The following is a 21,949-nucleotide window of genomic DNA, read 5'->3' as shown; positions in this document are numbered from 1 at the left end:
GAATTTTCATTAAAAGTAAAGGTACAGGAAGATTAATTGAATGAAAATCTTCCGTACGTAAAAAACGGAGGAGAAAATAAATGTTTAGTTTTTATAGTACACTTTGCACGGAACTTTACGATTTCACAAAGCCTGTCGGTTATTCTTTAAATGGTGATATTGAGTATTACGAAGAACGTTTAAAAAATTGCACCGGAAGAATTCTCGAAGCAGCGGTAGGATCAGGGCGTGTCATCATCCCACTTCTAGAGGCTGGATTTAAAGTAGATGGGATAGATTATTCACCTGAAATGCTAGAATCGTGCCGCGTGCGATGTAAAGAGAGAAACTTACATCCTAATTTATATGAAGGAAGCTTACAACAATTTTCACTGCCACATAAATACGAGGCAATTATCATTCCTACTGGATCTTTTTGTTTAATTGAAAATCGTGTGGATTCTATAAACGCATTGAAATGTTTTTATGAACATCTTAATCCAGGCGGGCGATTAATCGTAGATATTATGCTTCCCCATGACTGGAAGACTGGGGAAATTCATACATCGACTTTTTCTTTGCCGAGCGGAGATGGAATTACATTAGAAAATAAATCAATTGAAATAGATTGGCTGAACCAAGTTACTCTATCATATTTAAAATATGAAAAATGGAGTAAAGGACAGTTAGTACAAACAGAACTACAACGCTTTGCGGTACGCTGGTATGGAATAGAAGAGTTTAAACTTCTGTTAGAAAGTATAGGTTTCTCTAACATTACTTGTTCTGCTGATTATGTTTATGAAAATGAACCGTCAAATGCTAATCAAATGTTTACTTTTGAAGCCGTACGAAAAGAAAAATGAAGAACTACCTAAGAAAACAAGGCGATCGACATAATATCGATTGCCTTGTTTTATTTGTATATTATTTACATGCTATTTCGTTTTCATCGTCCAAGCATCTTTCTATTAACTACATATGCTATTTATATTAGAGACAGTCACTATTTTAAATAGAACTGTTATTTTTCTATAAATGTTATTTTGGAGAAGTGGGGGGATAAATTTGGAAAACGTAGAACAAGATAGAATTGAGAATCAAGTGTATTCAAATCGTGTAGTAAGATCAGAATTTGATGCGAATTGGGAAACGTGTATATCAAAAAGTGGTTATGTAATTTATGTAGCAACAAGTAACAATGCTGAAGTAACAGTACTTCTTGCAGATGGTTCAAGTAAATTATTAATTTTTGAAAAAGGCGGTAAAGTAGTAGTAGGTGGCGGTGGAACAAGTCATTACAGTAAGCCGCATATCGCAAGAAATATTTAAGGAGTTAATTGAGAAGAAACCTATAAGTAACATAGAAAAAGCATTTCCTATTTCGGGAAATGCTTTTTCTATGTTATAGTATAATAGTGTTTCAAAACAATGTTATTTTAATATATTTCAGATTTTGTTGTGTATTATTTTTATATTAAATTAGTTGTGTAAGTATTTTTTTATATAAGGAGTAATAATTAGAAAAATGAAAAATATCGACTTTATACTAGAAAGTGATGAGGCATTAAAACCGTCTGAACGATTAGTACTATTATTATTAGAGAAGCATAGAATGTTATATACGAACGATCTATTAGCATTATCTAATTTATCATATAAAACATTAACGGATTCATTAACAGCACTAGTTTTAAAATCATATGTACTAAAGGAAACAGGCAAGGGAAGAAGACAGAATTGTTATAGATTGGTATGATAAGATTCCTCATTTTAGAGATCTTATATTAATGTTTTTGAATGTAAGGGTAAATTCTATTTTGGTTTTCAAATGAAAAATACAGGGCAAGGCTCGCTTGTATATTTGAATTTCATTTTTATTAATGTAATTCTATCAGTATTGAAAATAGAAAAATAAAATAAACTGCAAAAAACAGAAATAAAAAAACAATCCGTTTTTAAAATGGATTGTTTTTTATTGGAATAATATTATTTAATGAATGGAAAACAGGAATGATTATTCTACTTCACTTGTATACTTTTCAGGTAATAATTCCATTACGTTACATTTTACAAGTTCACCATTATAAGAGAGTATAACATTCGTATTTTTTCCGTAATCACTTATTAATTCTCGACACATCCCACATGGAGCAACAACCCAACATTTTTCTATATCTTCATGAGGGTGTGGGTGTGCAACTGCTACAATGGTATCAAATTCATAATCACCTTCGGAAATAGATTTTCCTATTGCCATGGCTTCACCACATACTGTTATTCTTCCAACATTTGCTTCAACATGCACTGCTGCATAAATATTACCCGTTTTAGTTCGTACAGCTGAACCGATATGATGACGACCATATTTATAGTTTTTTTCGATTACTTTTTCAGCAGCTGTAATTAAATTATAGTCTTCACTATTTAAAGGCATTACTTGTAACATAATTTCTCCTCCTTATAAAACATGATTATTGATATTTTAACGGGATATTTTAATATTTAAAACAAAAGATAGAAATACGATAGATAATATTGTTATGTAAACTGTTATTTTAAGAGGAAAATATAATAATCAATAGAACATATAGAAGAGTGTAATTAAATATTTTGAATGATGGGAGATTATTATGGAGATTTTACAATCAATAGCACAAGCTGTTATAAGTGGTAATAAGGAAAAAGTGGTGGAGTTTATAAAGACGAATCCAAGTGCAGTTAATGAATTTAGTGAAGATGGGTGGACGCTACTTCATTTAGCGGCTTATTTTGGACAAAAAAAGCTAGCGAGTTTTCTTTTAGAAAGTGGTGCAGATATACATATTAGAGCAAAGAACGAAAACGAAAATACACCTTTACAAGCGGCAATAGCGAATAAGCAAATTGAACTTGTTGCTTTCTTAATTGAAAAAGGATCAGATGTAAATGTTATACAAAGTGGTGGTTGGACGGGTCTCCACGAAGCAGCATTATTAGGGAATGAAGAAATTATCGTATTGCTTCTTAAAAATGGAGCTAATAAGATGATTGAGAAAAATGATGGAAAAACAGCCTATGATATTGCATTAGAAAAAGGACATGAGCACCTTTTACATTATTTGCATCAGGAAGTGAACATATGATGAATAAATGGAGTATAGGTGTATTTTTATTTGATGATGTAGAAGTGTTAGACTTTGCAGGGCCATTTGAAGTTTTTTCTGTAACCGAAGCGGATGAAGAAAAACCATTTACTGTTTATACAGTTAGTCAAAATGGAGAAATGATTACAGCAAGAAACGGATTAAAGGTACAGCCGGATTATAGTATTGAAGATTTACCACCAGTTGATATTTTACTTATTCCAGGTGGTAAAGGTGTTCGGGAAAAGGAAGTGAAAAATGATATTATAATCAATTGGGTTCGTCAGCAAATGAAAGAAGTAAAACTAATGACTTCAGTTTGTACTGGAGCGTTATTACTTGCGAAAGCCGGTTTACTGGATGGCTTAAAAGCCACAACGCACTGGGCTAGTATTCAAACGTTCAAAAAAGATTTTCCGAATGTAGAAGTAATGGAGAATGTGAAATTTGTAGATGAAGGGCACATCATTACATCGGCAGGTATTTCAGCTGGTATTAACATGTCATTTCATATTGTGAAAAATTTGTTAGGTGTGGAGGTTGCTGAGGATACGGCAAAAAGTATGGAATATGATATTGATTTACAAAATTAAAAAAGCCCAAATTGGGCTTTTTTCTTATTTTAAGTGTATATAGGTATGATCTATGCTCTAAACTTAAGCTCTTAAATAGTCATTCTGGTTTTATCAAATGTACGACAATGCATTTCTTTTCTCCTTGTAATCATGTTAAAACAAGGAGAAATTTGTATGTAAAAAAACTCTTCTACAATAGTAGAAAAAGAATAACAGAAACTACTATTTTATGCCAGTATACATAAAAAAGTGCAATATAAATATGGAAATGTCGTCGAATGCTATCTTTAATTGGTTAATTAGTGAGATATTTTTGTGAAGGAGCTTATTTTATAAGAATAGAATTAAAGTTAATAAGAAATCATGCCGATGGTAGTGAAAATATATGTGTTAGGGGGATTTCATAATGAGGAAACTCAAGCGAATAAATGTTCCTAATATACAAGAACAACTATCACAGTCTAATGAGAATCGAGCAATTAATAAGAAAAAACTAAGGCGATTTATATTCATGTTTATATTTATTGCGGCGGCTACTTTGTACGTTCAATTTATTTTAACGAAACAACAAGAAATAATTGTAGAAAAAAAAGATACAATAACGAACCAAAAAAAACAATTGCTTTCTTTAAAGAAAGATAAGGCTTCTTTAAAGACTAACATAGAAAATTTAACAGACGATGAAGAAGAAATTTTAAAGTTTGCGAGAAAAGAATATCAATTTTCTAAATCAAATGAAACTATATTTGTGTTGCCGAAGTAGTGTAATAGAACAGTTAGCAATAGCTAGCTGTTTTTTCATGTATGAATGTCATGGTACAAGAAACAATTACATATTGTAAAAATGAAGAGCTCGAGCTGTTTTTGTACTTATGGAATATATACGAAAATAAATGTTGTTAAAATTCTGTCAATTGTATTATAATACAAGGTAAGCGGATACATTTTTTAATCCATGTTGAGTTTATCACTCATACGACTATTAAGAAAACCGTTATCCCGTATTAGAAAGGAAGAGAGCTGTGTACGCTTCAAATACAATTTATGTCGTAGGGGATGCGAAAGCACCTCAAAATAATCCCATTACCGAAAAGTTTAAAAGCTATTTTGTAGCGTTTGTACTTGTTAAGGAGACTGGGGAAATTGTAGATGCAGATTGCTCAGCGACAATTGCATTAACATCTCAATTCGTTAAATATTTATTTCTACATAAAAATATTAATGACCCAGAATTAATAATGGAAATAAAAGATCGTTATTTCGGTTCGTGTCAAAAAGCACTACTTGTAGCATTAAAAGATGCACAGAAAAAATATAATCAAATCGCTGCTTTGTCTACACATTCCTAGACAAAATCCAGCCGTAAGAATCTTCTTATGGCTGGATTTTTTTATTTCCCACTAACCTTCTACATGAAAAGTAGGCAAAAGAGGAGATGTATTGCTCCAAAATCATTGAGGATTAAGGTTCCATTTTGCCAGACAATGAAAGGATGAACAAAATGAAAATTACTGATGTAAAAGTAAATCGTAGAAGTGTAAATCTGCATACACCGTTTAAAACGGCGCTTCGTACTGTAACCGAAATAGAAAGTATAGACGTATATATTCATACAGATGAAGGAATTGTTGGCAAGGGTGCTGCAGCTGCAACACCAGTTATTACGGGGGATTTCGCTAGTGGGATTGAAGAAGCAATTTTAGGGCCGATGCGTTCAAGTTTAATTGGTCAAGATATTACTCAGTTTCAGCAGTTACTACAGCACATTCAAATGAGTTGTATTGGAAATCCAAGTGCAAAAGCGGCGGTAGATATCGCTTTATATGATGTGTATTGTCAATATCATAACGTTCCACTTTACGCATTATTAGGTGGAAAAAAAGAAATTCACACAGATATTACTGTAAGTGTAGATGAACCGTTCATTATGGCGAAAGAGGCAAAGCAACATGTAGAAAAAGGATTTCAAACTTTGAAAATTAAAGTGGGGAAATCTGCCCCTTTAGATTTAGAACGTATTGAAGCGATTCGAAATAGCGTACCAAAAAATACGACGTTACGATTAGATGCAAATCAAGGTTGGAATCCAAAAGAGGCAGTTTCTATTATTAAAGAGATGGAAAATCGTCATTTAAATATTGAATTTATTGAACAACCTGTTCATGCGAAAGATTTGGATGGTTTAAAGTACGTCAAAGATCATGTAAAAACGCCTATTATGGCAGATGAAAGCATATTTTCAGCGGGTGATGCATTGAAAATCGTTCAAGGAGGATATGCAGACTTGCTCAATATTAAATTAATGAAATGCGGTGGTATACGTGAAGCTTGGCGTATTGCTGATATCGCAGAAACAGCTGGTGTAAAATGTATGGTCGGAAGTATGATGGAATCCTCACTTTCTGTTAGTGCTGTAGCCCATTTAGCAGCTGCCCATCCTAATATTCATTACTTCGATCTTGATGCACCGCTTTGGTTAATGGAAGAACCAGAAGGAATGACTTATTCTGGCTCAAAGGTAAACCTTCAATCGACAGTGAATAGTAAATCTTAGGAGAAGAGACTAGTAAACTATCTTTTAAGGGGGATATGTATGAAAAAAGTAGGAACTGCATTTTTAACAACTTTATTTATATTTTCATCGTTTACATCAGCACATGCTGAAGAGAAGAAAGATAGTAAGGCGTTTATCGATGTGTCTGCCGCAACACTTTGGACTGCACCTGATTCATTACGGCCAATTGATGTACCAAGCGCTATAAATCCAGTTGATTTGTGGAAGTGGACGAAATCGATGACACTTGATGAAAAACTTTGGTTAACAAACGCAAATAAATTAGAAACGCAAGCGCTATTAGGTCAAGAAGTAACGGTTGTTGATAAAAAAGGGGACTGGGTGAAAGTGTTAGTCCATGGTCAGCCAACACCACGAAATGAGGAAGGTTACCCAGGGTGGATGCCTGAAAAACAGTTAACTTATAATCAAGAATTTGCAGATAAAACAAATGAACCTTTCGTATTAGTAACGAAACCGACAGCAATTTTATATATAAATCCTTCTGAAAAACATAAATCGCTTGAAGTGAGCTATAATACGCGACTGCCGCTACTAAGTGAAGATACAATTTCATATCGCGTGTTGTTACCAAATGGACAGAAAGCTTGGCTACGAAAAAATGATGGAACGGTTTACCGTTCTCAAAATGATATTCCAACCCCGGCGGCCGATGATTTAATAAACACAGGGAAAATGTTTTTAGGATTACCGTACATTTGGGCTGGTACAAGTGGCTTCGGATTTGATTGTTCTGGATTTACACATACAATTTATAAATCGCACGGTATTACCATTCCGCGAGATTCTGGACCGCAATCGAGAAATGGAGTTGCAGTGGATAAAGAACATTTACAAAAAGGAGATTTAATTTTCTTCGCACATGATCAAGGGAAAGGTAGTGTTCATCACGTTGCTATGTATATTGGTGACGGAAATATGATTCACTCACCAAGAGCTGAAAGATCGGTAGAGATTATATCACTAAATACACCAGGATATATAGAAGAATACGCTGGTGCGCGTCGTTACTTACCTTAAAAAATAGAGGGAGGTTTTCAAATGAAAAAAGTTGTTCGTTACTCATTAGTTAGTACTCTGTTAGTTTCTTCAATTTTAGTTGGCTGCGCAAAAGAAAAAACAACGACAAAGCCGAAAGATGAGAAGAAAGTATTACAGTTACTAGAAACGGGTGAAATTCCGTCATTACATTCAGGGAAAGTAACAGATGCAGTATCATTTAACGTTTTAAATAACGTAATGGAAGGATTATTCCGCTTATCGAAAAATGATGAAGTGATTGAAGCTGGCGCACAAAAATATGAAGTGAGCAAAGATGGAAAAACATATACATTCCACTTACGTGATGCGAAATGGTCTAACGGAGATCCAGTAACAGCGCAAGATTACGTATATGCTTGGAAGCTGCTTATTAATCCGGATACTGCTTCTCAATATGCATACATTGCGTACGATGTGAAAAATGCGGAGAAAATAAATAAGAAACAACTAGGGTTAGAGGAATTAGGAGTAAAAGCGAAGGATGATAAAACGTTCGTTGTAGAGTTGGAACATCCTGTACCGTATTTTACGAAATTACTTATTTTACCATCATTCTATCCGATTAACGAAAAATATGCGAAAGAACAAGGTGATAAATACGGATTAGAAGCAAATAAAACGGTATATAATGGGCCTTTTACACTATCTGATTGGAAGCATGAAGCGAGCTTTACAATGAAGAAAAACGATAAGTATTGGGATAAAAAAGAAGTGAAGTTAGATGAAGTAAACTATCAAATTGTTAAAGAAATTTCAACTGCGGTAAATTTATATGAAACAGATAAAGTTGATAGAGCTGTCATTTCTACAGAATTCGTAGATAAATATAAAAATAATAAAGAGCTAAAACAATATACAGATCCAGTTATGTACTTCTTCCGATTTAATGAAAATGTGCCGGTTCTTAAAAATAAAAATGCACGTCTTGCACTAAGTACAGTGTTTGATAAGAAAGGACTTGCGACTTCGTTTTTAAATGATGGTTCGGTTGCTGCAAACTATTACGTGCCAAAAGGATTTTTAAAAGGTCCAGATAACAAAGATTTTAGAAGTACAGCAGGTGAGTTTAATAAAACGGATGTAAAACAGGCGAAAGAATATTGGGAAAAGGCGAAGCAAGAGACTGGTATAAATGAAGTAACGCTTGAGTTATTAAACTATGATTTAGAAAACTTTAAGAAAGTAGGAGAATACATTAAAGAACAGCTAGAGAAAAACTTACCAGGCTTAAAGGTAAATGTAAAATTACAACCACATACGCAAAAGCTAGCGCTAGAGAAGAAGAAAGAATATGAAATGTCATTATCACGTTGGCTGCCAGATTATCCAGATCCAATGACATATTTAGAAGTATTCCTTTCTGGAAGCAGTGTGAACAATACTGAATATGCAAATCCAGAATATGATGCGTTAATTAAGAAGATTAAAACAGAATTAGGTAATGATGAAAAAACTCGTTGGAAAGCATTGCAAGATGCTGAAAAGATGTTGCTGGATGATGCGGTAATTGCTCCAGTATTCCAGCGTGGATTATCTTACTTACAAAAGCCATATGTGAAAGATTTATACGTACATCAATTTGGACCAGCAACAAGTTTAAAGTGGGCAGATGTACAAAAATAAAGGATGAGAAAACAGACTCCACGTTTGTGGTAGTCTGTTTTTTAGTTAAAGTCGGGTAAATAGTACATGGTATAATTTACTAGTCTGTATAAAATTTTGGAGGGGAATGAAGTTTTATGTTTGAAGAAAAGAAAGTAATGCATACAAAAAGGTTATTCATGAGAAAGCCCATTATAGAAGATGTTGATCAATTTTATAGCATAGTAAAAGAAGAGGCTGTTGGCAAATGGCTTGCTAAATCAAAGGGAATGTCAAAGGAAGAAGTAAAGGACTATATTATGCAACTAATATCACATTGGGAACAGTATGGTTTCGGGGTATGGTTGTTAGTTAATAGAAATACAGGAGAGCTTTTAGGACATTGTGGTTTAAGAAAAATAGATGAAACAGGTGAAATAGAAATTATGTATTTACTTGATCCGGAATATTGGGGAAATGGATATGCGTCAGAAGCAGCAAAGGCTTCCATTCAATATGCAAAAGAGATGATGAATGTAAAAAGAATAATTGCTAGAGTAAAAGTAGCAAATGAGAACTCGAAAAAACTTTTACGAAATCTAGGGTTTATATATACTCATGAAGTTGATCATAGCGGGCGCCTATTATCATATTTTGAACTCAATACATCATCCGAAGAATTCTAGACATTTCATATGTTTTTTCATTGTTAAAAAATAAAATTATTACTAAAATTTCAGTGTGAAATGTAGGTAGAATCTTGTATAATTAACGTGTTTCTATGGAAACATTTTCTTGCGCTATATAGGTCTTAATAGAACAAGAAAAGAAATACATACATGTATATAATAGATAAATAGAATGGAACATGTATAGAGAAAAAGGAGAGAAATGATGACGTGTCAAAGACAAGGGTTACAATTTAATTGCGATAGGAAGAGGAACAAAAAATGAAAATGAAGCATGCCTTTGGTCCCATAATTTTAGCGTGTGTGCTGTTTTTTATTATCATACTCATCCCATCGAAAAGTTTAGTATCACTGATTAGTGATAAGAAGGTAGAAGATGCGGCAACTTCTTTACAAAAAGAAAAATTACAAAGTGTATTCTTGCAACAGAAAATGTTAGAGAATTCGCAGTATTTACCGATGTACGGTTCATCTGAATTTTTACGAATGGATGCATATCATCCATCTAATTACTTTAAAGTGAATCCTGCAGGTTTTACGCCATATTTAATCGGAATTGGCGGTACACAAAGTTTAGCTCATATATTAAATATGACGTCTACTATGGATGAGTTAGAAGGTAAAAAAGTAGTCTTTGTTTTATCGCCACAATGGTTTACAAAGACTGGGGTTTCCCAAGGGGATTTTACGAACAATTTCTCCAAACAACAAGCATATCATTTTATTTTTAATGATAAAATAAATGTAGAAATGAAGAAGCAAATTGCGAAACGACTTTTAGATTATAAAGTTGTTCAAGAAGATGATATATTAAAAAATTCCTTAGAAGGTATTGTATATAATGATACGAAACATAACGTAAAAGCGGGCTTAGTTAAACCACTTGCTTATATGCATCGAAATATTTTAGATCATAGAGATTTATTTAACTCCATATTTAAGATTGAGCCGATGAAAGAAAAAACAAATGTGGGACTACGTTCAATTTCTTGGGTAGATGCACGCAAACATGCGGAAGAAGAAGGGAAAGCGGAATCTACTACAAACACATTCGGAATTGAAAATCCATATTACTATAAACATAATTTGAAGAAAAAGTTAAAAGGTCTAAAAAACTTTAGAGCAAATGAATCGTATGAAGAATCACCGGAATATGATGACTTACAAATTGTTTTAAATATTTTTAAAGAGAAAAATGTCAAGCCGCTCTTTATTTCTGTACCTGTAAACGGACCATGGTATGATTACGCTGGTTTCCCTAAAGAGCGCCGTGAAGTGTATTATAAAAAAGTTAGGGAACAAGTTGAGAAAGCAGGATACCCAGTAGTGGATTTCTCTGGCCATGAATATGATAAGTATTTCTTAAAAGATACAATTCATTTAGGTTGGAAAGGCTGGATTTACTTTGATGAAGCAGTGCAAAACTTTTATACTGAAAAATAAGTGTGGAGAAAAAGGAACGGCTATAAGCTGTTCCTTTTTTTAGAATAAATGATTTTGATGGGGGCAATTCGGAAAGGCGTGTATATCTTGAATTTGTCTAAAATCATAATGTTTCATTGCGAACTGCGCTTGATAAAGGTATTCATATACATACAATTGACCATCATGTGCTGAACATAATACACCAGAGGTTCCTTGCCCATTAATGAAGGAAATACCGATAGGGCGTCCGATTAAGTATTGTATTTTTTGTTGCCAATGCATAGGGGAATCACTCCTTTTTGAAATAATATACGAAATGAATGAGTGAATTGTAGCTTATCCACATAAGTATGAAGGCTTTTTATACAATTTCTAGAAGATATTAATATGAATGAATTATAAGTGCGAGAAAGGATTGAATAATGAAGAAAGAGAATATTTTGGAAGAAAAATTAAATTTAATAGAATGGTGTCAAACATTGAAGGGATTAAGTGATGATATGTGGCTTCGATCATTTAAAAATGGTTCGTGGGGAATTGCAGATGTGATTTCACATTTTATCGTTTGGGATACGTTTTTAATAAAGCATAGAATTCCATACTTTATAAGTGGACAATCTGTACCAAATGTTCCAATAGATGTTGAGGAAATGAATAAGGGAGCAATAAAATATGCGAGATCTGGTATTTCAAAAGAAGAAATATTAGATCAATTTAGTGTTACTCGTAAAAAATTAGTAGATCAAATTGAGCGAATTCCAACCCAATATTTTTATAATGACCATCAATTTGGTACTAAAAAAGTGAGGCTAAACCATTATTTTTCCTCACTCATTCAGCATGACTTAAAGCATAAAGAAGAAATAAAGCAATTTCTAATATATAATCAAGCCTATAATAAAAACCGCTAACATTTGTAATAAAATGTATAGCGGTTTTTATTTATATTTTTACGCAAGATTTTTACGCTTTTTTGTCCATTTTTTTATAACGAAGTATAAAAGAATAAGTATGACGCCACCAATTGCGAATGATTTCACATATGGTCCAGCAACATCGTTAATATTTTCCCAATTCTCACCTAGTTTTTCACCTAAATAAATGAAAATGATAGACCAAGGGATGATTGCAAGTGCTGTTAACGTAGTGAAACGTAGGAATGACATTTTTGTAATACCAGCAGGAATTGAAATCGCATGACGCACTACTGGAATGAAGCGTGCTGTAAAAATGACGCCAGTTCCGTAACGATTAAACCAATCTTCTGCAGCATCTATATGTTTTTTATGAATGAAAATATATTTTCCGTATCGTTCTAATATAGGTCGTCCACCGTATCGTCCAAGCCAATAAATAAAAATTTGAGCAATAACGCCGCCAATTGTACCAAATACAATTGCGCCTAAAAATGAGATACTACCATTGAATACTAAGTATCCCGCATAAGCAAGGACAATCTCACTTGGGATAATCTCAATCATAAGTCCAAGCATAATGCCCCAATAACCTAATCCTTCAAAAAACGTTAATACTGAATGAATAAAACTACTTACCATTGTTGCACCTTCTAGTTTATGTATTTTTGAATAGGTGAACCTTATACTTAATAACATAAAAGATTCACTATGTGTAGATTATACCTTATTTGTATAGGGGATTGCTATTTCAATTCTTTTATGCCTCTTATAAGTATTATAATAAAGTATGTAAGTTCCGTTTTCATGAAGAGATAATGAAAAGATTATTAAAAATTTCTCATATGTTAATGATAATAAACTGAAAATTAAGTATAATTATATAGGTTTTTAATTTGTAAAAACAGGAGGAGAATACATGCAATTTAATGATCCGATTTATGGGGAAATTACTATTTGTGATAGACATATCCTTCGATTGATGGATACAAAAGCATTTCAAAGATTGGCGTATATTAAACAACAAGGACATACATATTTTTTACACGAAAACGCAATACATACGAGGAAAGAACATTCAATAGGTGTATATGTACTTGTAAATAAAGTGATAGAACATCTTACGGATATTGGTGATATTCGTTTATCAGAATATGAGAGGGAGTTATTATCTGTTGTAGCACTTCTACACGATGTTGGCCATGGCCCATATTCGCATTGTTTTCAACAAATATCAGGCGAAGATCATGGTGAGTGGACTATACGAATCATTCAAGAGGATGAAGAAATACGAACGATTTTAAATCAGACCGCCGGATTATTAGATGATGTAACGAAAGCTTTAACAGAAGATGGTGTTTTTCCGATTATAGATGAGCTCTTGTTTAATTCATTAGGAATGGATCAATTAGATTTTTGGAATAGGGATTTATATTATTCATCGCTTGAGATAGGTGGATTACAGATAGAAGAACTGATAGCTAGTATGCGTTTTATAAACGGTAAACTTGTCATTGAAGAATCGGGAATCCCTTTGATTGAACAACTAATGAAAATGAAAGAAGGACTTTATAATAATGGCTTTGGTCATCCGTTTGTAATAGGAAAAGATTTATTGTTGCAAAAGATTTTTAAAAAGATAGAAGAGAAAAATCTTTCTTTCTATACTCCTGAGCTTCAAAACTTCTTTTATGAAAGAGAGAATTTAGAAGTAGAGGATTTTCTTCCATTACATGATAGAATAATTTTCAATGAATTAAAGTGTTTTGAAAAATCAAAAGACGTAGAAATAGCAACATTAATTCAGCTATATTTTTCGGCAACTAAAAGTTTAGCATTTGAAAAAGGAATAGAGGGTGATTTTAATAAGGGAAATAGCAGCTTAGTGGTAATCACTGAAAAAAAAGCTTACAGTTCATATGTAGGTGGTATTTATGTTTATAGTAAGGGAGAGTTAGAGGATATTATAGAAAAATCACCTTTTATTCGAGAAATAGTAAGGTTACCTACAAAAAAATGTGCGTATTCAATTTGAGTTGATTTAGAAATTCCCTTATCACCTAGACAGGTACTTCACTTTCAAATAACGAATTATAATGGTAATAAAATTTTTATAGAAAATTAACGTGATGAAGGTGAAAATATGAAAAAAACATTATTAGAAAAGGCCTCATATCTACATAAAGCAGAATTAGAACAATTACATAAAGCTATATTAGTTTCCGAGAAAGCGCATGAAGGACAATTTCGCGTTTCGGGTGAGCCGTATATTACTCATCCATTTGCAGTTACAGAAATTTTGTTAGATTGTAAGGCAGATATAATAACTTTAGTTGCAGCATTATTACATGATGTGGTGGAGGATACAGATTATACAATTGAGTATATACGTGATATATTCGGTAAAAAAGTGGCTGATATTGTAGAAGGGTTAACTAAAATTGATAAAAAACAAACCCCTAATAAAGAAGAGTATGAAGCAGTGAATTTAAAGAAATTATTGTTAGCTACGCAAGGAGATATAAGAGTAGCTATTATAAAAGTGATAGATCGTCTACATAACATGAGAACTTTACAGGTGAAAGCTGTAAAGAAACAAGTTCCTTATGCAAATGAAACACTCAAAATTTTCGCTCCGATTTGTAAAAGACTAGGGCTATTACATATTCAACACGAGTTAGAAGATTTAGGTTTTTATTATCTTAACCATTCTAAATATAAGGGAATGAAAATTCTTTTACAAAATTATGTTAAGTTATTAGACGGTTTGTCTCAAAATATCATGCAAGATATAAATAATTTTCTAAATTCATCTTTAATATTTGAAGTTAACTATGAAGTAAGCCCTATTTATACAGCCTATTCTCGTCTCCAAGAAATTCAAGACATTACAGCGGTGTCAAAAATAATTATCACGGCCTCAAATAATTTAGACTGTTATAAAATATTAGGAGTTATACATCAACTATACCAACCAATTCCATATCAATTTGAAGATAATATAGCAATTGAAAGTGATGTGTTAAACAAATACTTAAAGACCAAAGTGGTAATCGATAACCATGAAATAGTGATATGGATTGAAACAAAAATAAATCAGGAGAGACAATATAAAGGGGTATTTCATATTCTTACAAAAAGTATAACTGATAAGGATATGCAAAATATAATTTATAAATTGATGGATCATTTTATTAAGACAAATGATCTAGTAACTCAAGATGCGATTGAATTTTATGATTTAGTTTCATATGAACTATTTCAAGATAACATTGTAGCATTTACTCCTAAGTTAGATTCCGTGAACTTACCGCAAGGTTCAACTGTAATTGATTTTGCTTTCGCATTAAACCCTGAGATTGCTAAATATATGTCAGGTGCTAAAGTTAATGGTATAAATAAACCGATAACAACGAATGTTTCACATTTAGATATCGTTGAACTTTTGGTAACTGAAAACATTAGTAATGTGAGACAGGATTGGTTAAGTTTTGCTAATAGCTCAAAAGCTCAAATCGAAATTTATAAAGAGTTACGAAGATGAAGGCGTTAAATCTATCGAGAAAAGTTGTTCGAAATATAATAGGCGATTATGGTTTTTTATAATTAATACATAGAGAAATAAGCATCAACCTGTTCTAAGTATGTAACAGGTTGATGCTTGTTTTCGTTATAAAAAAAATAGAAGCATTTCTGCTCCTATTTTTTAAGGCTTCACATCTAAGTTCTGTAAAAATAAAGTTGCTGTTACGTAACGTTTCGCTAACATTTGTACATAAGCGGTATGTACAGAAAGTGTGGCGATAATTATGGCGTTACGGATTGCTTCACGTTGCTCGTTATTAACCTGATCGAACTTGCTTGCAATTTTATCAGCTCTTTCTTTTACGATGTTTTCAATTGTATGGATTGTATCTGTTGCATTTAATTGTAAGCAATTCCCTTGATTGAGTTCTTCAAATAGAGAAGAGTATGCTCCATATAAATGAACAGGATTGATTAAGTCATCACTTCGATCGGCTGGGTCATTTACGATAAGGCGTAATAGCTTACGAATGGATTCAAAATCAAGTGCTGTTTTTAAATCTTCAACAATGAATAGTAAGGCTGCTTGTTCAATTGAATATTTTTTTCCTTTTTGAGGAGAGCCAATCATTTCTTTTATATCTCGTTTCACCCAGTTTTGCATGGCAGTTACAGAGAAACTTGTGTTTTCGATCTGATTGCCAAGCGCGACTATTTCATTTAAAGAGAAACCGACGTCTGTATCGTCAATTTTTATCAGTTTTTCAAAAATAGGTGAAAGTGCGGTAGTAATAAAAGCAGTTACGCTTTGTCCGCTTTCAATATCTTTTTTATGTGACTTTGCCCAAGCTTCTTGTAAAATACCGAGAGGCTTTTTCGTATTCCATCCTCTTAACGATAGAAGAAGGGTAGCCATTTCGTTTCGTGTGAGATGAAATGTTTCCATCTTTTCACCTCCATAAATAATAAAAAGTTCTTATGAACCTATAATATGTTTTGTTTCATTTAAAGTCAATTCTGTTTTGCTTAATTTTTCCTTTGTCACCAAACTGTCGGAAGTAAATAACACTTGCATATTTCGACAAAAGTTCATATAATAAGTTCATAAGAACCTTTAAAATGTTTTTAAAAATAAATCTATCATTCTGAATTTACTAGAAAGGTAGATTTCACATATATCTATATAAAAGGAGAATGGATATAATATGTTGAAAAAACTTGTAGCAGTCATGACAGCATTCATGGTTATCTTTGGAGCTAGTAGCTTCATGTTTGTAGATCACGCAGCAGCGAAGAGTTACAAATCTGGTAAAAAGTCATTTACACCAAGCTCAGGTCAAAAGTCAAAAGTTGATTTAAACAAAAAAGACTCAAATGTAAATTCGCAAAAAACGACTCCAGATTCAAAAACAAAAGCAACAAATACAGCACCAAAAAGTAATAAAGGAAGCTTTATGAAAGGTTTATTACTAGGTGGTCTTGGTGGTTTACTAATGGGTAGCTTATTTGCAAATATGGGAGCTCTTGGTTCTGTATTAGCGTTTATGGTAAATATGTTAGTAATGGCTGGTATCGTAATGTTAGCAATTCGTGCATTTAAATACTTCAAAGATCAACGTAAGAAAAAGGAAGATGAAGTAGCATGGAAACGATAAAAATTTCTGAACAAGAACTGATCAACGCCCTTTGCGTATATATCGCTGAAAAAAGACAAGTTGGTCCAGAAGAAGTTTTAGTTGAACTTATGTACGACGATGACTATGGTTTCTCTGCTGAAGTAGAGGTAAATGGTCGCCAGCAAATTTTAATTCAAGCGAACTTAATCGAAGCACTACGCTTATTACTTGACAGAGAATATAACGTCAATTCATTTGCAGCGAGATTACAACTTGAATTAGATGATGAAGAAGGTATTTACGCGTTAGCGAAATTTAATAGTGACGAACAATAAGACTGTTAGGGCTTTATGCTCTAGCAGTTTTTTATTTTAATTTTTATTATTAGTATTTTTCCTATTTTAGGATAAAATTCAATTTTTAATAAACTTATGAATTGGTAAAAATATGTTATTATTATTGAAAACATTTTATATTAATAGGAAGATATTATGAAAAAGAGATTATTAGCAACAATAGCTACGGTATGTTTATCTTTAACTGCTTGTAATTCAACAGAAGAAACAAAGAATGTAAAGGCGAAAGAGAAAACAGAGAAGAGTGTAGAACAAAAAACTGACACAGCAAATCAAAAAGTTGAGGAAGTAAAATCAGCAAGTACAGTAGAACAGTTATCACAAGACCATAATGTGTCAATAGAAGGAGATGGTAAAAATTCTTCTGATTTCTTTGAGTTGAAAGCTGGTTTTGTAATTGCTGATGTAGAACATAAAGGGAAAAGTAATGCAATCCTTCATTTGAAAGATGAACAGGGAAATGATGCGGGAACACTTTCTAACTTTATTGGAAATGGTAAACAAAAAAAATTAGTTGTTATAAAAGAGAGTGGAAAGTATTTCATTGATGCACTAGCAGACGGACACTGGAGTGCTAATATGTCTCAATCTATTCCGATGGATAAAGTAGTGACGACTCCAGGGGCAGTAAGCGGGCATGGTAGTGATGTTGTATTTGTAAAGTTAGAAAAAGGTTTAAAAGAATTTCATGGGATACATAATAACGGGAAAAGTAATTTTATCGTTCATCTAAATGATAGTACTTTATTTAACGAAATCGGAAACGCTGATACTACGAAAAAAATGCCTGTAAAAGAAAATGGTATACATATATTTACTATTCAAGCTGATGGTGATTGGACAATTGAAGTGAAATAATTTGAAAAGCTCCTCTTATATTTTTGATAAGAAGAGCTTTTTTACAAATAAGTCTTATTAAAGAATTTCTTGTTGTTTATAGAAATCGTTATCATTTGTTTGGAATTTATGCCATAAATCATTCATCTTTCGTCTACCGATATCTACCATCGGATTAAACTGAATTGCAGCTTTCTGACGAACAAAGTGAACGTTTTGAATGGCGTGAGTTAATTGTTGGTCGACTATATCACGTTTTTCACTTGCATATTTAGCAATAGATAGACCTGCAACAGTTCCTTGTGCCATTGCAATTTTCCCGCTTTCAATGCCAGTTATATTACCGGCTACAAATAAACCAGGAAGAGGGGTTTCCATCGCTTCGGAATGGAGAGGAACGTGCCCGCCTAATTCCGGAATGTAACGGAATGGACAGCCAGCTACAGCAGCTAGCTCAGCAAGAGGATATAAGCCACCTGCAATACAAACGAAATCTGCCTCATATATTTGTTCCGATCCAGTGATGATGTTTCCTTTCGTATCAATATTAGCAATGCGTACACCTTCAACTTGATCTGTCCCGATAATTTCAAGAGCTGCTTTTCGAAGATGAAGACGTGTACCGTTTATTTTTATTCCGATGTTTGGATAGAAGGTTAATCCAGCTTGTTTAGCCCAATTATATTTCATCAATTTACTACCAATACGTAATAAAGGTGACGGGGCAAGGTGTGCAGCGTGTAAGAGAGAATTTACAACTTCTTCTGGTTCACCAGCCTGTTGACTTAATTCACTTTTTTCAGGAAGTACGATATGTTCCACTTTAATTCCTGCCAATTGTAATTCATTCAAAATGGAAAATGACAATATGTTAGCACCAATAATGATTCCTTTTTTCCCAACTTGAACACGATGTACATTCGTCATAACTTGAGCTGCTCCAATTGACATCACCCCAGGAAGTGTCCAACCAGGAAGAGGGATAGAGTACTCAGCAGCGCCAGTAGCAAGTAAAACGAAAGGTGCTTCTAACGTACCGATATTCGTATGGACGAACCAAGAACTTTCATCTTTATCTAAATTATAGACGGAAATGCCACATCGAATATCAACTGAAAGAGATTGTGCTTCTTCGTGAAGGCGTTTTGATTCTTTTATCCCGTTCCACCATTCTCCAGTAGGTTCTTGATGTAATTGTCCTAACAATCTTCCGCCAGGCTTCATAAATTCATCAATAACAAGTACTTTTAGTCCAAAACGGGCACAAGAGATAGAGGCTGATAAACCCGCGGGGCCAGCACCGATAATAATGACATCGTTCATCGCTTTTTCACCATCTCTCTCACGATATTTGGATGTTGTTTACCACTAATAACAACCATACCGTTTTCTACAACAGTTAAGCATGCTCGTACGTTTGCTTGATTGTTTACTGTGACGCGGCATTCAGAACAATGTCCAATATTACAGTAAATACTTCGTGGCGTCCCGCTATCTTCATGCACTCTTAATGTTCTTATTCCATTCGCAAGTAAAGCAGCTGCAATCGTTTCATGTTCATATGCTTCATATTGTTGACCGTTAAATTGAAAAGTGATGCGATTACTATTATGTAAACTCCCTAAAATAGGGTGATGTGTAATTCTACTCATTTACTTTCACCTACCGATCCAAAAGTAACTGCTCGTACCGGTGGTTGGTATTTCAATGGAATATCATTTGTAGTTACGCCTGGATTTGCATTTTCAATCATTCGATCTATCATCATTCTACATGTGCGGCCACCGCAAAAACCCATGCCAGCACGTGTTCTTAGTTTTAATTCTCTTGCCGAGCATTTATAATCAGCAATTGTCGATTGAAGTTGACCGTATGTAACTTCTTCACATCGACAAACAATTAAGTGATCTTTATTCGTCATATGTATTCCTCCTCTAGTTCGATTTGCACAAATTATATAATGCAAAAACTATGCCAATATAGAGGAGGGAAGGTTTATTGTAACCCAAGCTTTTTTAAACGATTATATAAGGTGGCTCTCGTAACACCAAGTTGTTTTGCGCATTCTAATTTATTCCCATTTAAAATGCGTAAAGCCCTCTCAATGACTTTTTTCTCGTGTTCCTCCATCTCTTCTTGCAAAGAGAGGATTGTATGATTGTTGCTGAGTAATAAGGAATGAGCCGCATGATTATCTAAAGTTTCGGTTGTATGAAATGGTAAATATTCTTGCTTTATAATACCGTCAGTCGCAAATACGACAAGTCTTTCAATAACGTTACGGAGCTCGCGAATATTACCTGGCCAATTGTAATGAAGCAGCTCATGCATAATGCTTGAAGGTAAGTCGCGAATGGGTCTGTTATAGTTAATTGAAAAATTGTTTAGGAAAGAATAGGTTAATTCAATAATATCTTCGCGTCTTTCGCGCAGCGGTGGAATATGCAAACTAACTACATTTAGGCGATAGTATAAATCTTCTCGGAACGTGCCTTTTCTCATTTCTTCTTGTAAATCACGATTGGTAGCAGCGATAATACGAAAGTCAATATGAATCTCTTTTTCTCCACCAACTCGGTAATATTTTCGTTCTTGTAGTACGCGCAAAAGCTTCACTTGCATATCTAGCGGCATTTCTCCAATTTCATCAAGAAATAATGTGCCGCCTTGGGCGAGCTCTATTTTACCTTTCTTACCTTTACTATTTGCACCAGAAAACGCCCCGCGCTCATACCCGAATAATTCGCTTTCAAATAACGCCTCTGGAATGGCACCACAGTTAATTGAAATAAAAGGTGCCTTCGCTGCCTCACTAGCTTCATGAATTGCTTTCGCAAATACTTCTTTTCCAACACCACTTTCACCGAGTATTAAAACGGTTGATTTCACCGAACAAACTTTTCTAGCTAATTGTATTGTTCTTTGTATAACAGGGCTCTTTCCATTCATCGCAAGAAAAGGATCTGATTCATCTTTATACTTTGCTACTTCTTGTTCTAAACGGTGCATTTCATGTGACATATTGAATAGTTTTTCATTTAATGCGACTTGATTTGTAACGTCAGTTTCTGAAACGACTGCTCCTATAATTTCACCGTTACAATAAACTGGATTTGAGTTAATTAATACGAACAAATCTGGACGAGGTTGATGGAACTGAGCGATTATACTTTTTCCGTCATGTAATGATTGCAAAATTTCCAAATCTTTATAATCAAAAAAACGAGTGATAGGTTGTCCAATAATTTCATTATGCTTGACTGAAAAGATCTTTTCGGCGCCATCTGTCCAGGTGCAAACGCGTTCTTTATCATCGATGACTGTAACGGAAGAATCCGTTGTTTGTATTACGGTGTTATAAAAAGATTGCAGTTCATTGTATGACTTAACAAGAAACGGGATGATTTGCTGAGCTGTTATACAGCATGTAGGCTCTTTATTTCGGTTCATGATGATAACGGCTAGTTCATTGGAAAACCCGTCAATTAAAGCGGTGAATGAGTCATCTTCATATATTACTGCGCAGTTATATTTTTCTGTAGTAGAAGGGCGGTAATAATACTTTTCGTTAATTTGCTCAATATGCTGCAAACAGTATGTATGATCAATGGATAAAATTTTTAGAAATTCTTTTATTGTGGGAAATGAGAATGCCATATTGTCCTCCTATTATGTATAAAAATTTTGACAGTGATAAAAAAATAATACACT

General features: G+C 33.4%; 26 protein-coding genes. 18 read left to right on the top strand and 8 right to left on the bottom strand.

The features are described from left to right. Positions 1–80 precede the first annotated feature (80 nt). From PDK19_RS11695 to PDK19_RS11685, 3 genes are all read left to right on the top strand, one after another. Positions 81–845 carry a class I SAM-dependent methyltransferase gene (locus tag PDK19_RS11695; protein ID WP_049112168.1) on the top strand — a complete coding sequence of 255 codons (765 nt, stop codon included), beginning with the start codon at positions 81–83 and terminating at the stop codon, positions 843–845. A gap of 202 nt (positions 846–1,047) precedes the next feature. After that, positions 1,048–1,311: a hypothetical protein gene (locus tag PDK19_RS11690; RefSeq protein WP_000432426.1), complete on the top strand. Its 264-nt coding sequence runs from the start codon at positions 1,048–1,050 to the stop codon at positions 1,309–1,311. Positions 1,312–1,507: 196 nt separating this feature from the next. After that, a complete protein-coding gene (locus PDK19_RS11685; RefSeq protein WP_000789031.1) occupies positions 1,508–1,738 on the top strand; it encodes a hypothetical protein in 231 nt (76 codons plus the stop codon). Positions 1,739–1,996: 258 nt separating this feature from the next. Here the strand turns inward: PDK19_RS11685 and PDK19_RS11680 are convergent, their stop codons facing one another. Then, on the bottom strand, positions 1,997–2,428 hold the full coding sequence (locus PDK19_RS11680) for a cytidine deaminase (protein WP_014893644.1): 432 nt from the start codon (positions 2,426–2,428) through the stop codon (positions 1,997–1,999). Between the two features lie 184 nt (positions 2,429–2,612). Here PDK19_RS11680 and PDK19_RS11675 point away from each other — a divergent pair, with 184 nt between their 5' ends. The 9 genes from PDK19_RS11675 (at position 2,613) to dltD (ending at position 11,008) form a co-directional block, all read left to right on the top strand. Further along, the gene (locus PDK19_RS11675) at positions 2,613–3,104 is read left to right on the top strand and encodes an ankyrin repeat domain-containing protein (RefSeq protein WP_000404572.1); all 492 of its coding nucleotides are present in this window, start codon (positions 2,613–2,615) and stop codon (positions 3,102–3,104) included. Then, positions 3,101–3,697, top strand: coding sequence for a DJ-1/PfpI family protein (locus tag PDK19_RS11670; RefSeq protein ID WP_000981413.1), 597 nt, complete (start codon positions 3,101–3,103; stop codon positions 3,695–3,697). Before PDK19_RS11675 ends, PDK19_RS11670 begins: the two co-directional genes overlap by 4 nt. 388 nt (positions 3,698–4,085) lie before the next feature. Beyond that, positions 4,086–4,442 carry an FtsB family cell division protein gene (locus tag PDK19_RS11665; protein WP_001228718.1) on the top strand — a complete coding sequence of 119 codons (357 nt, stop codon included), beginning with the start codon at positions 4,086–4,088 and terminating at the stop codon, positions 4,440–4,442. Between the two features lie 259 nt (positions 4,443–4,701). Beyond that, positions 4,702–5,028 carry a DUF3870 domain-containing protein gene (locus PDK19_RS11660; RefSeq protein WP_088106724.1) on the top strand — a complete coding sequence of 109 codons (327 nt, stop codon included), beginning with the start codon at positions 4,702–4,704 and terminating at the stop codon, positions 5,026–5,028. A gap of 143 nt (positions 5,029–5,171) precedes the next feature. Then, entirely contained in the window at positions 5,172–6,233 is a 1,062-nt protein-coding gene (locus PDK19_RS11655) for a dipeptide epimerase (RefSeq protein ID WP_270707254.1), read from the top strand. A 39-nt stretch (positions 6,234–6,272) separates the two neighbouring features. Further along, positions 6,273–7,274: a C40 family peptidase gene (locus tag PDK19_RS11650; protein ID WP_074615675.1), complete on the top strand. Its 1,002-nt coding sequence runs from the start codon at positions 6,273–6,275 to the stop codon at positions 7,272–7,274. A 21-nt stretch (positions 7,275–7,295) separates the two neighbouring features. Beyond that, on the top strand, positions 7,296–8,918 hold the full coding sequence (locus PDK19_RS11645) for a peptide ABC transporter substrate-binding protein (protein WP_000758276.1): 1,623 nt from the start codon (positions 7,296–7,298) through the stop codon (positions 8,916–8,918). A 116-nt stretch (positions 8,919–9,034) separates the two neighbouring features. After that, positions 9,035–9,562: a GNAT family N-acetyltransferase gene (locus tag PDK19_RS11640; protein ID WP_000461351.1), complete on the top strand. Its 528-nt coding sequence runs from the start codon at positions 9,035–9,037 to the stop codon at positions 9,560–9,562. 264 nt (positions 9,563–9,826) lie between these two features. Further along, a complete protein-coding gene (gene dltD / locus PDK19_RS11635) occupies positions 9,827–11,008 on the top strand; it encodes a D-alanyl-lipoteichoic acid biosynthesis protein DltD (protein WP_000782324.1) in 1,182 nt (393 codons plus the stop codon). A gap of 39 nt (positions 11,009–11,047) precedes the next feature. Here dltD and PDK19_RS11630 read toward each other — a convergent pair whose 3' ends face one another. Further along, entirely contained in the window at positions 11,048–11,272 is a 225-nt protein-coding gene (locus tag PDK19_RS11630) for a hypothetical protein (protein ID WP_000558702.1), read from the bottom strand. Between the two features lie 140 nt (positions 11,273–11,412). On the opposite strand from PDK19_RS11630, the gene PDK19_RS11625 reads away from it, so the two are divergent. Next, positions 11,413–11,901 carry a DinB family protein gene (locus tag PDK19_RS11625; RefSeq protein ID WP_000711955.1) on the top strand — a complete coding sequence of 163 codons (489 nt, stop codon included), beginning with the start codon at positions 11,413–11,415 and terminating at the stop codon, positions 11,899–11,901. 39 nt (positions 11,902–11,940) lie between these two features. On the opposite strand, the gene PDK19_RS11620 is transcribed toward PDK19_RS11625, so the two are convergent. Further along, positions 11,941–12,546: a DedA family protein gene (locus PDK19_RS11620; RefSeq protein WP_000254808.1), complete on the bottom strand. Its 606-nt coding sequence runs from the start codon at positions 12,544–12,546 to the stop codon at positions 11,941–11,943. A 277-nt stretch (positions 12,547–12,823) separates the two neighbouring features. On the opposite strand from PDK19_RS11620, the gene PDK19_RS11615 reads away from it, so the two are divergent. Both PDK19_RS11615 and PDK19_RS11610 read left to right on the top strand, forming a co-directional pair. Continuing rightward, positions 12,824–13,939: an HD domain-containing protein gene (locus PDK19_RS11615; RefSeq protein WP_270707143.1), complete on the top strand. Its 1,116-nt coding sequence runs from the start codon at positions 12,824–12,826 to the stop codon at positions 13,937–13,939. Between the two features lie 108 nt (positions 13,940–14,047). Beyond that, positions 14,048–15,448: an HD domain-containing protein gene (locus PDK19_RS11610; RefSeq protein WP_270707141.1), complete on the top strand. Its 1,401-nt coding sequence runs from the start codon at positions 14,048–14,050 to the stop codon at positions 15,446–15,448. Between the two features lie 162 nt (positions 15,449–15,610). On the opposite strand, the gene PDK19_RS11605 is transcribed toward PDK19_RS11610, so the two are convergent. Next, the gene (locus tag PDK19_RS11605; RefSeq protein WP_000447224.1) at positions 15,611–16,375 is read right to left on the bottom strand and encodes a DUF1836 domain-containing protein; all 765 of its coding nucleotides are present in this window, start codon (positions 16,373–16,375) and stop codon (positions 15,611–15,613) included. Between the two features lie 259 nt (positions 16,376–16,634). Here PDK19_RS11605 and PDK19_RS11600 point away from each other — a divergent pair, with 259 nt between their 5' ends. From PDK19_RS11600 to PDK19_RS11590, 3 genes are all read left to right on the top strand, one after another. Next, a complete protein-coding gene (locus PDK19_RS11600; RefSeq protein ID WP_000914477.1) occupies positions 16,635–17,084 on the top strand; it encodes a hypothetical protein in 450 nt (149 codons plus the stop codon). Then, positions 17,072–17,380 carry a YxcD family protein gene (locus PDK19_RS11595; protein ID WP_000447760.1) on the top strand — a complete coding sequence of 103 codons (309 nt, stop codon included), beginning with the start codon at positions 17,072–17,074 and terminating at the stop codon, positions 17,378–17,380. The genes PDK19_RS11600 and PDK19_RS11595 overlap by 13 nt, the downstream gene beginning before the upstream one ends. Before the next feature lie 156 nt (positions 17,381–17,536). Next, complete coding sequence (locus PDK19_RS11590) at positions 17,537–18,259, top strand: hypothetical protein (RefSeq protein WP_000746568.1); 723 nt, start codon at positions 17,537–17,539, stop codon at positions 18,257–18,259. A gap of 57 nt (positions 18,260–18,316) precedes the next feature. Here the strand turns inward: PDK19_RS11590 and PDK19_RS11585 are convergent, their stop codons facing one another. The 4 genes from PDK19_RS11585 to PDK19_RS11570 form a co-directional block, all read right to left on the bottom strand. Beyond that, positions 18,317–19,561, bottom strand: a complete 1,245-nt coding sequence (locus PDK19_RS11585) for an NAD(P)/FAD-dependent oxidoreductase (protein ID WP_270707139.1) — start codon at positions 19,559–19,561, stop codon at positions 18,317–18,319. After that, complete coding sequence (locus PDK19_RS11580) at positions 19,558–19,890, bottom strand: (2Fe-2S)-binding protein (RefSeq protein ID WP_270707137.1); 333 nt, start codon at positions 19,888–19,890, stop codon at positions 19,558–19,560. The genes PDK19_RS11585 and PDK19_RS11580 overlap by 4 nt, the downstream gene beginning before the upstream one ends. Continuing rightward, entirely contained in the window at positions 19,887–20,159 is a 273-nt protein-coding gene (locus PDK19_RS11575) for a (2Fe-2S)-binding protein (protein WP_016717714.1), read from the bottom strand. The genes PDK19_RS11580 and PDK19_RS11575 overlap by 4 nt, the downstream gene beginning before the upstream one ends. A gap of 74 nt (positions 20,160–20,233) precedes the next feature. After that, positions 20,234–21,895, bottom strand: a complete 1,662-nt coding sequence (locus PDK19_RS11570) for a sigma-54 interaction domain-containing protein (RefSeq protein ID WP_270707135.1) — start codon at positions 21,893–21,895, stop codon at positions 20,234–20,236. Between the last annotated feature and the right edge of the window lie 54 nt (positions 21,896–21,949).

The organism is Bacillus cereus group sp. BcHK124 (assembly GCF_027712065.1).
Lineage (GTDB): Bacteria > Bacillota > Bacilli > Bacillales > Bacillaceae_G > Bacillus_A > Bacillus_A pacificus.
Note: the sequence above shows the minus strand (reverse complement) of the source record. Positions and strands in the feature narration are given on the sequence as shown.

Excerpts from the sequence above, each read along its gene's own strand:
- PDK19_RS11675 (WP_000404572.1), top strand. The coding sequence starts at position 2,613 with ATGGAGATTTTACAATCAATAGCACAAGCTGTTATAAGTGGTAATAAG.
- PDK19_RS11570 (WP_270707135.1), bottom strand. The coding sequence starts at position 21,895 with ATGGCATTCTCATTTCCCACAATAAAAGAATTTCTAAAAATTTTATCC.
- PDK19_RS11665 (WP_001228718.1), top strand. The coding sequence starts at position 4,086 with ATGAGGAAACTCAAGCGAATAAATGTTCCTAATATACAAGAACAACTA.
- PDK19_RS11600 (WP_000914477.1), top strand. The coding sequence starts at position 16,635 with ATGTTGAAAAAACTTGTAGCAGTCATGACAGCATTCATGGTTATCTTT.
- PDK19_RS11580 (WP_270707137.1), bottom strand. The coding sequence starts at position 19,890 with ATGAGTAGAATTACACATCACCCTATTTTAGGGAGTTTACATAATAGT.
- PDK19_RS11680 (WP_014893644.1), bottom strand. The coding sequence starts at position 2,428 with ATGTTACAAGTAATGCCTTTAAATAGTGAAGACTATAATTTAATTACA.
- PDK19_RS11640 (WP_000461351.1), top strand. The coding sequence starts at position 9,035 with ATGTTTGAAGAAAAGAAAGTAATGCATACAAAAAGGTTATTCATGAGA.
- PDK19_RS11590 (WP_000746568.1), top strand. The coding sequence starts at position 17,537 with ATGAAAAAGAGATTATTAGCAACAATAGCTACGGTATGTTTATCTTTA.
- PDK19_RS11625 (WP_000711955.1), top strand. The coding sequence starts at position 11,413 with ATGAAGAAAGAGAATATTTTGGAAGAAAAATTAAATTTAATAGAATGG.
- dltD (WP_000782324.1), top strand. The coding sequence starts at position 9,827 with ATGAAAATGAAGCATGCCTTTGGTCCCATAATTTTAGCGTGTGTGCTG.
- PDK19_RS11685 (WP_000789031.1), top strand. The coding sequence starts at position 1,508 with ATGAAAAATATCGACTTTATACTAGAAAGTGATGAGGCATTAAAACCG.
- PDK19_RS11610 (WP_270707141.1), top strand. The coding sequence starts at position 14,048 with ATGAAAAAAACATTATTAGAAAAGGCCTCATATCTACATAAAGCAGAA.
- PDK19_RS11695 (WP_049112168.1), top strand. The coding sequence starts at position 81 with ATGTTTAGTTTTTATAGTACACTTTGCACGGAACTTTACGATTTCACA.
- PDK19_RS11595 (WP_000447760.1), top strand. The coding sequence starts at position 17,072 with ATGGAAACGATAAAAATTTCTGAACAAGAACTGATCAACGCCCTTTGC.
- PDK19_RS11630 (WP_000558702.1), bottom strand. The coding sequence starts at position 11,272 with ATGCATTGGCAACAAAAAATACAATACTTAATCGGACGCCCTATCGGT.
- PDK19_RS11615 (WP_270707143.1), top strand. The coding sequence starts at position 12,824 with ATGCAATTTAATGATCCGATTTATGGGGAAATTACTATTTGTGATAGA.
- PDK19_RS11575 (WP_016717714.1), bottom strand. The coding sequence starts at position 20,159 with ATGACGAATAAAGATCACTTAATTGTTTGTCGATGTGAAGAAGTTACA.
- PDK19_RS11620 (WP_000254808.1), bottom strand. The coding sequence starts at position 12,546 with ATGGTAAGTAGTTTTATTCATTCAGTATTAACGTTTTTTGAAGGATTA.
- PDK19_RS11670 (WP_000981413.1), top strand. The coding sequence starts at position 3,101 with ATGATGAATAAATGGAGTATAGGTGTATTTTTATTTGATGATGTAGAA.
- PDK19_RS11650 (WP_074615675.1), top strand. The coding sequence starts at position 6,273 with ATGAAAAAAGTAGGAACTGCATTTTTAACAACTTTATTTATATTTTCA.
- PDK19_RS11655 (WP_270707254.1), top strand. The coding sequence starts at position 5,172 with ATGAACAAAATGAAAATTACTGATGTAAAAGTAAATCGTAGAAGTGTA.
- PDK19_RS11645 (WP_000758276.1), top strand. The coding sequence starts at position 7,296 with ATGAAAAAAGTTGTTCGTTACTCATTAGTTAGTACTCTGTTAGTTTCT.
- PDK19_RS11605 (WP_000447224.1), bottom strand. The coding sequence starts at position 16,375 with ATGGAAACATTTCATCTCACACGAAACGAAATGGCTACCCTTCTTCTA.
- PDK19_RS11585 (WP_270707139.1), bottom strand. The coding sequence starts at position 19,561 with ATGAACGATGTCATTATTATCGGTGCTGGCCCCGCGGGTTTATCAGCC.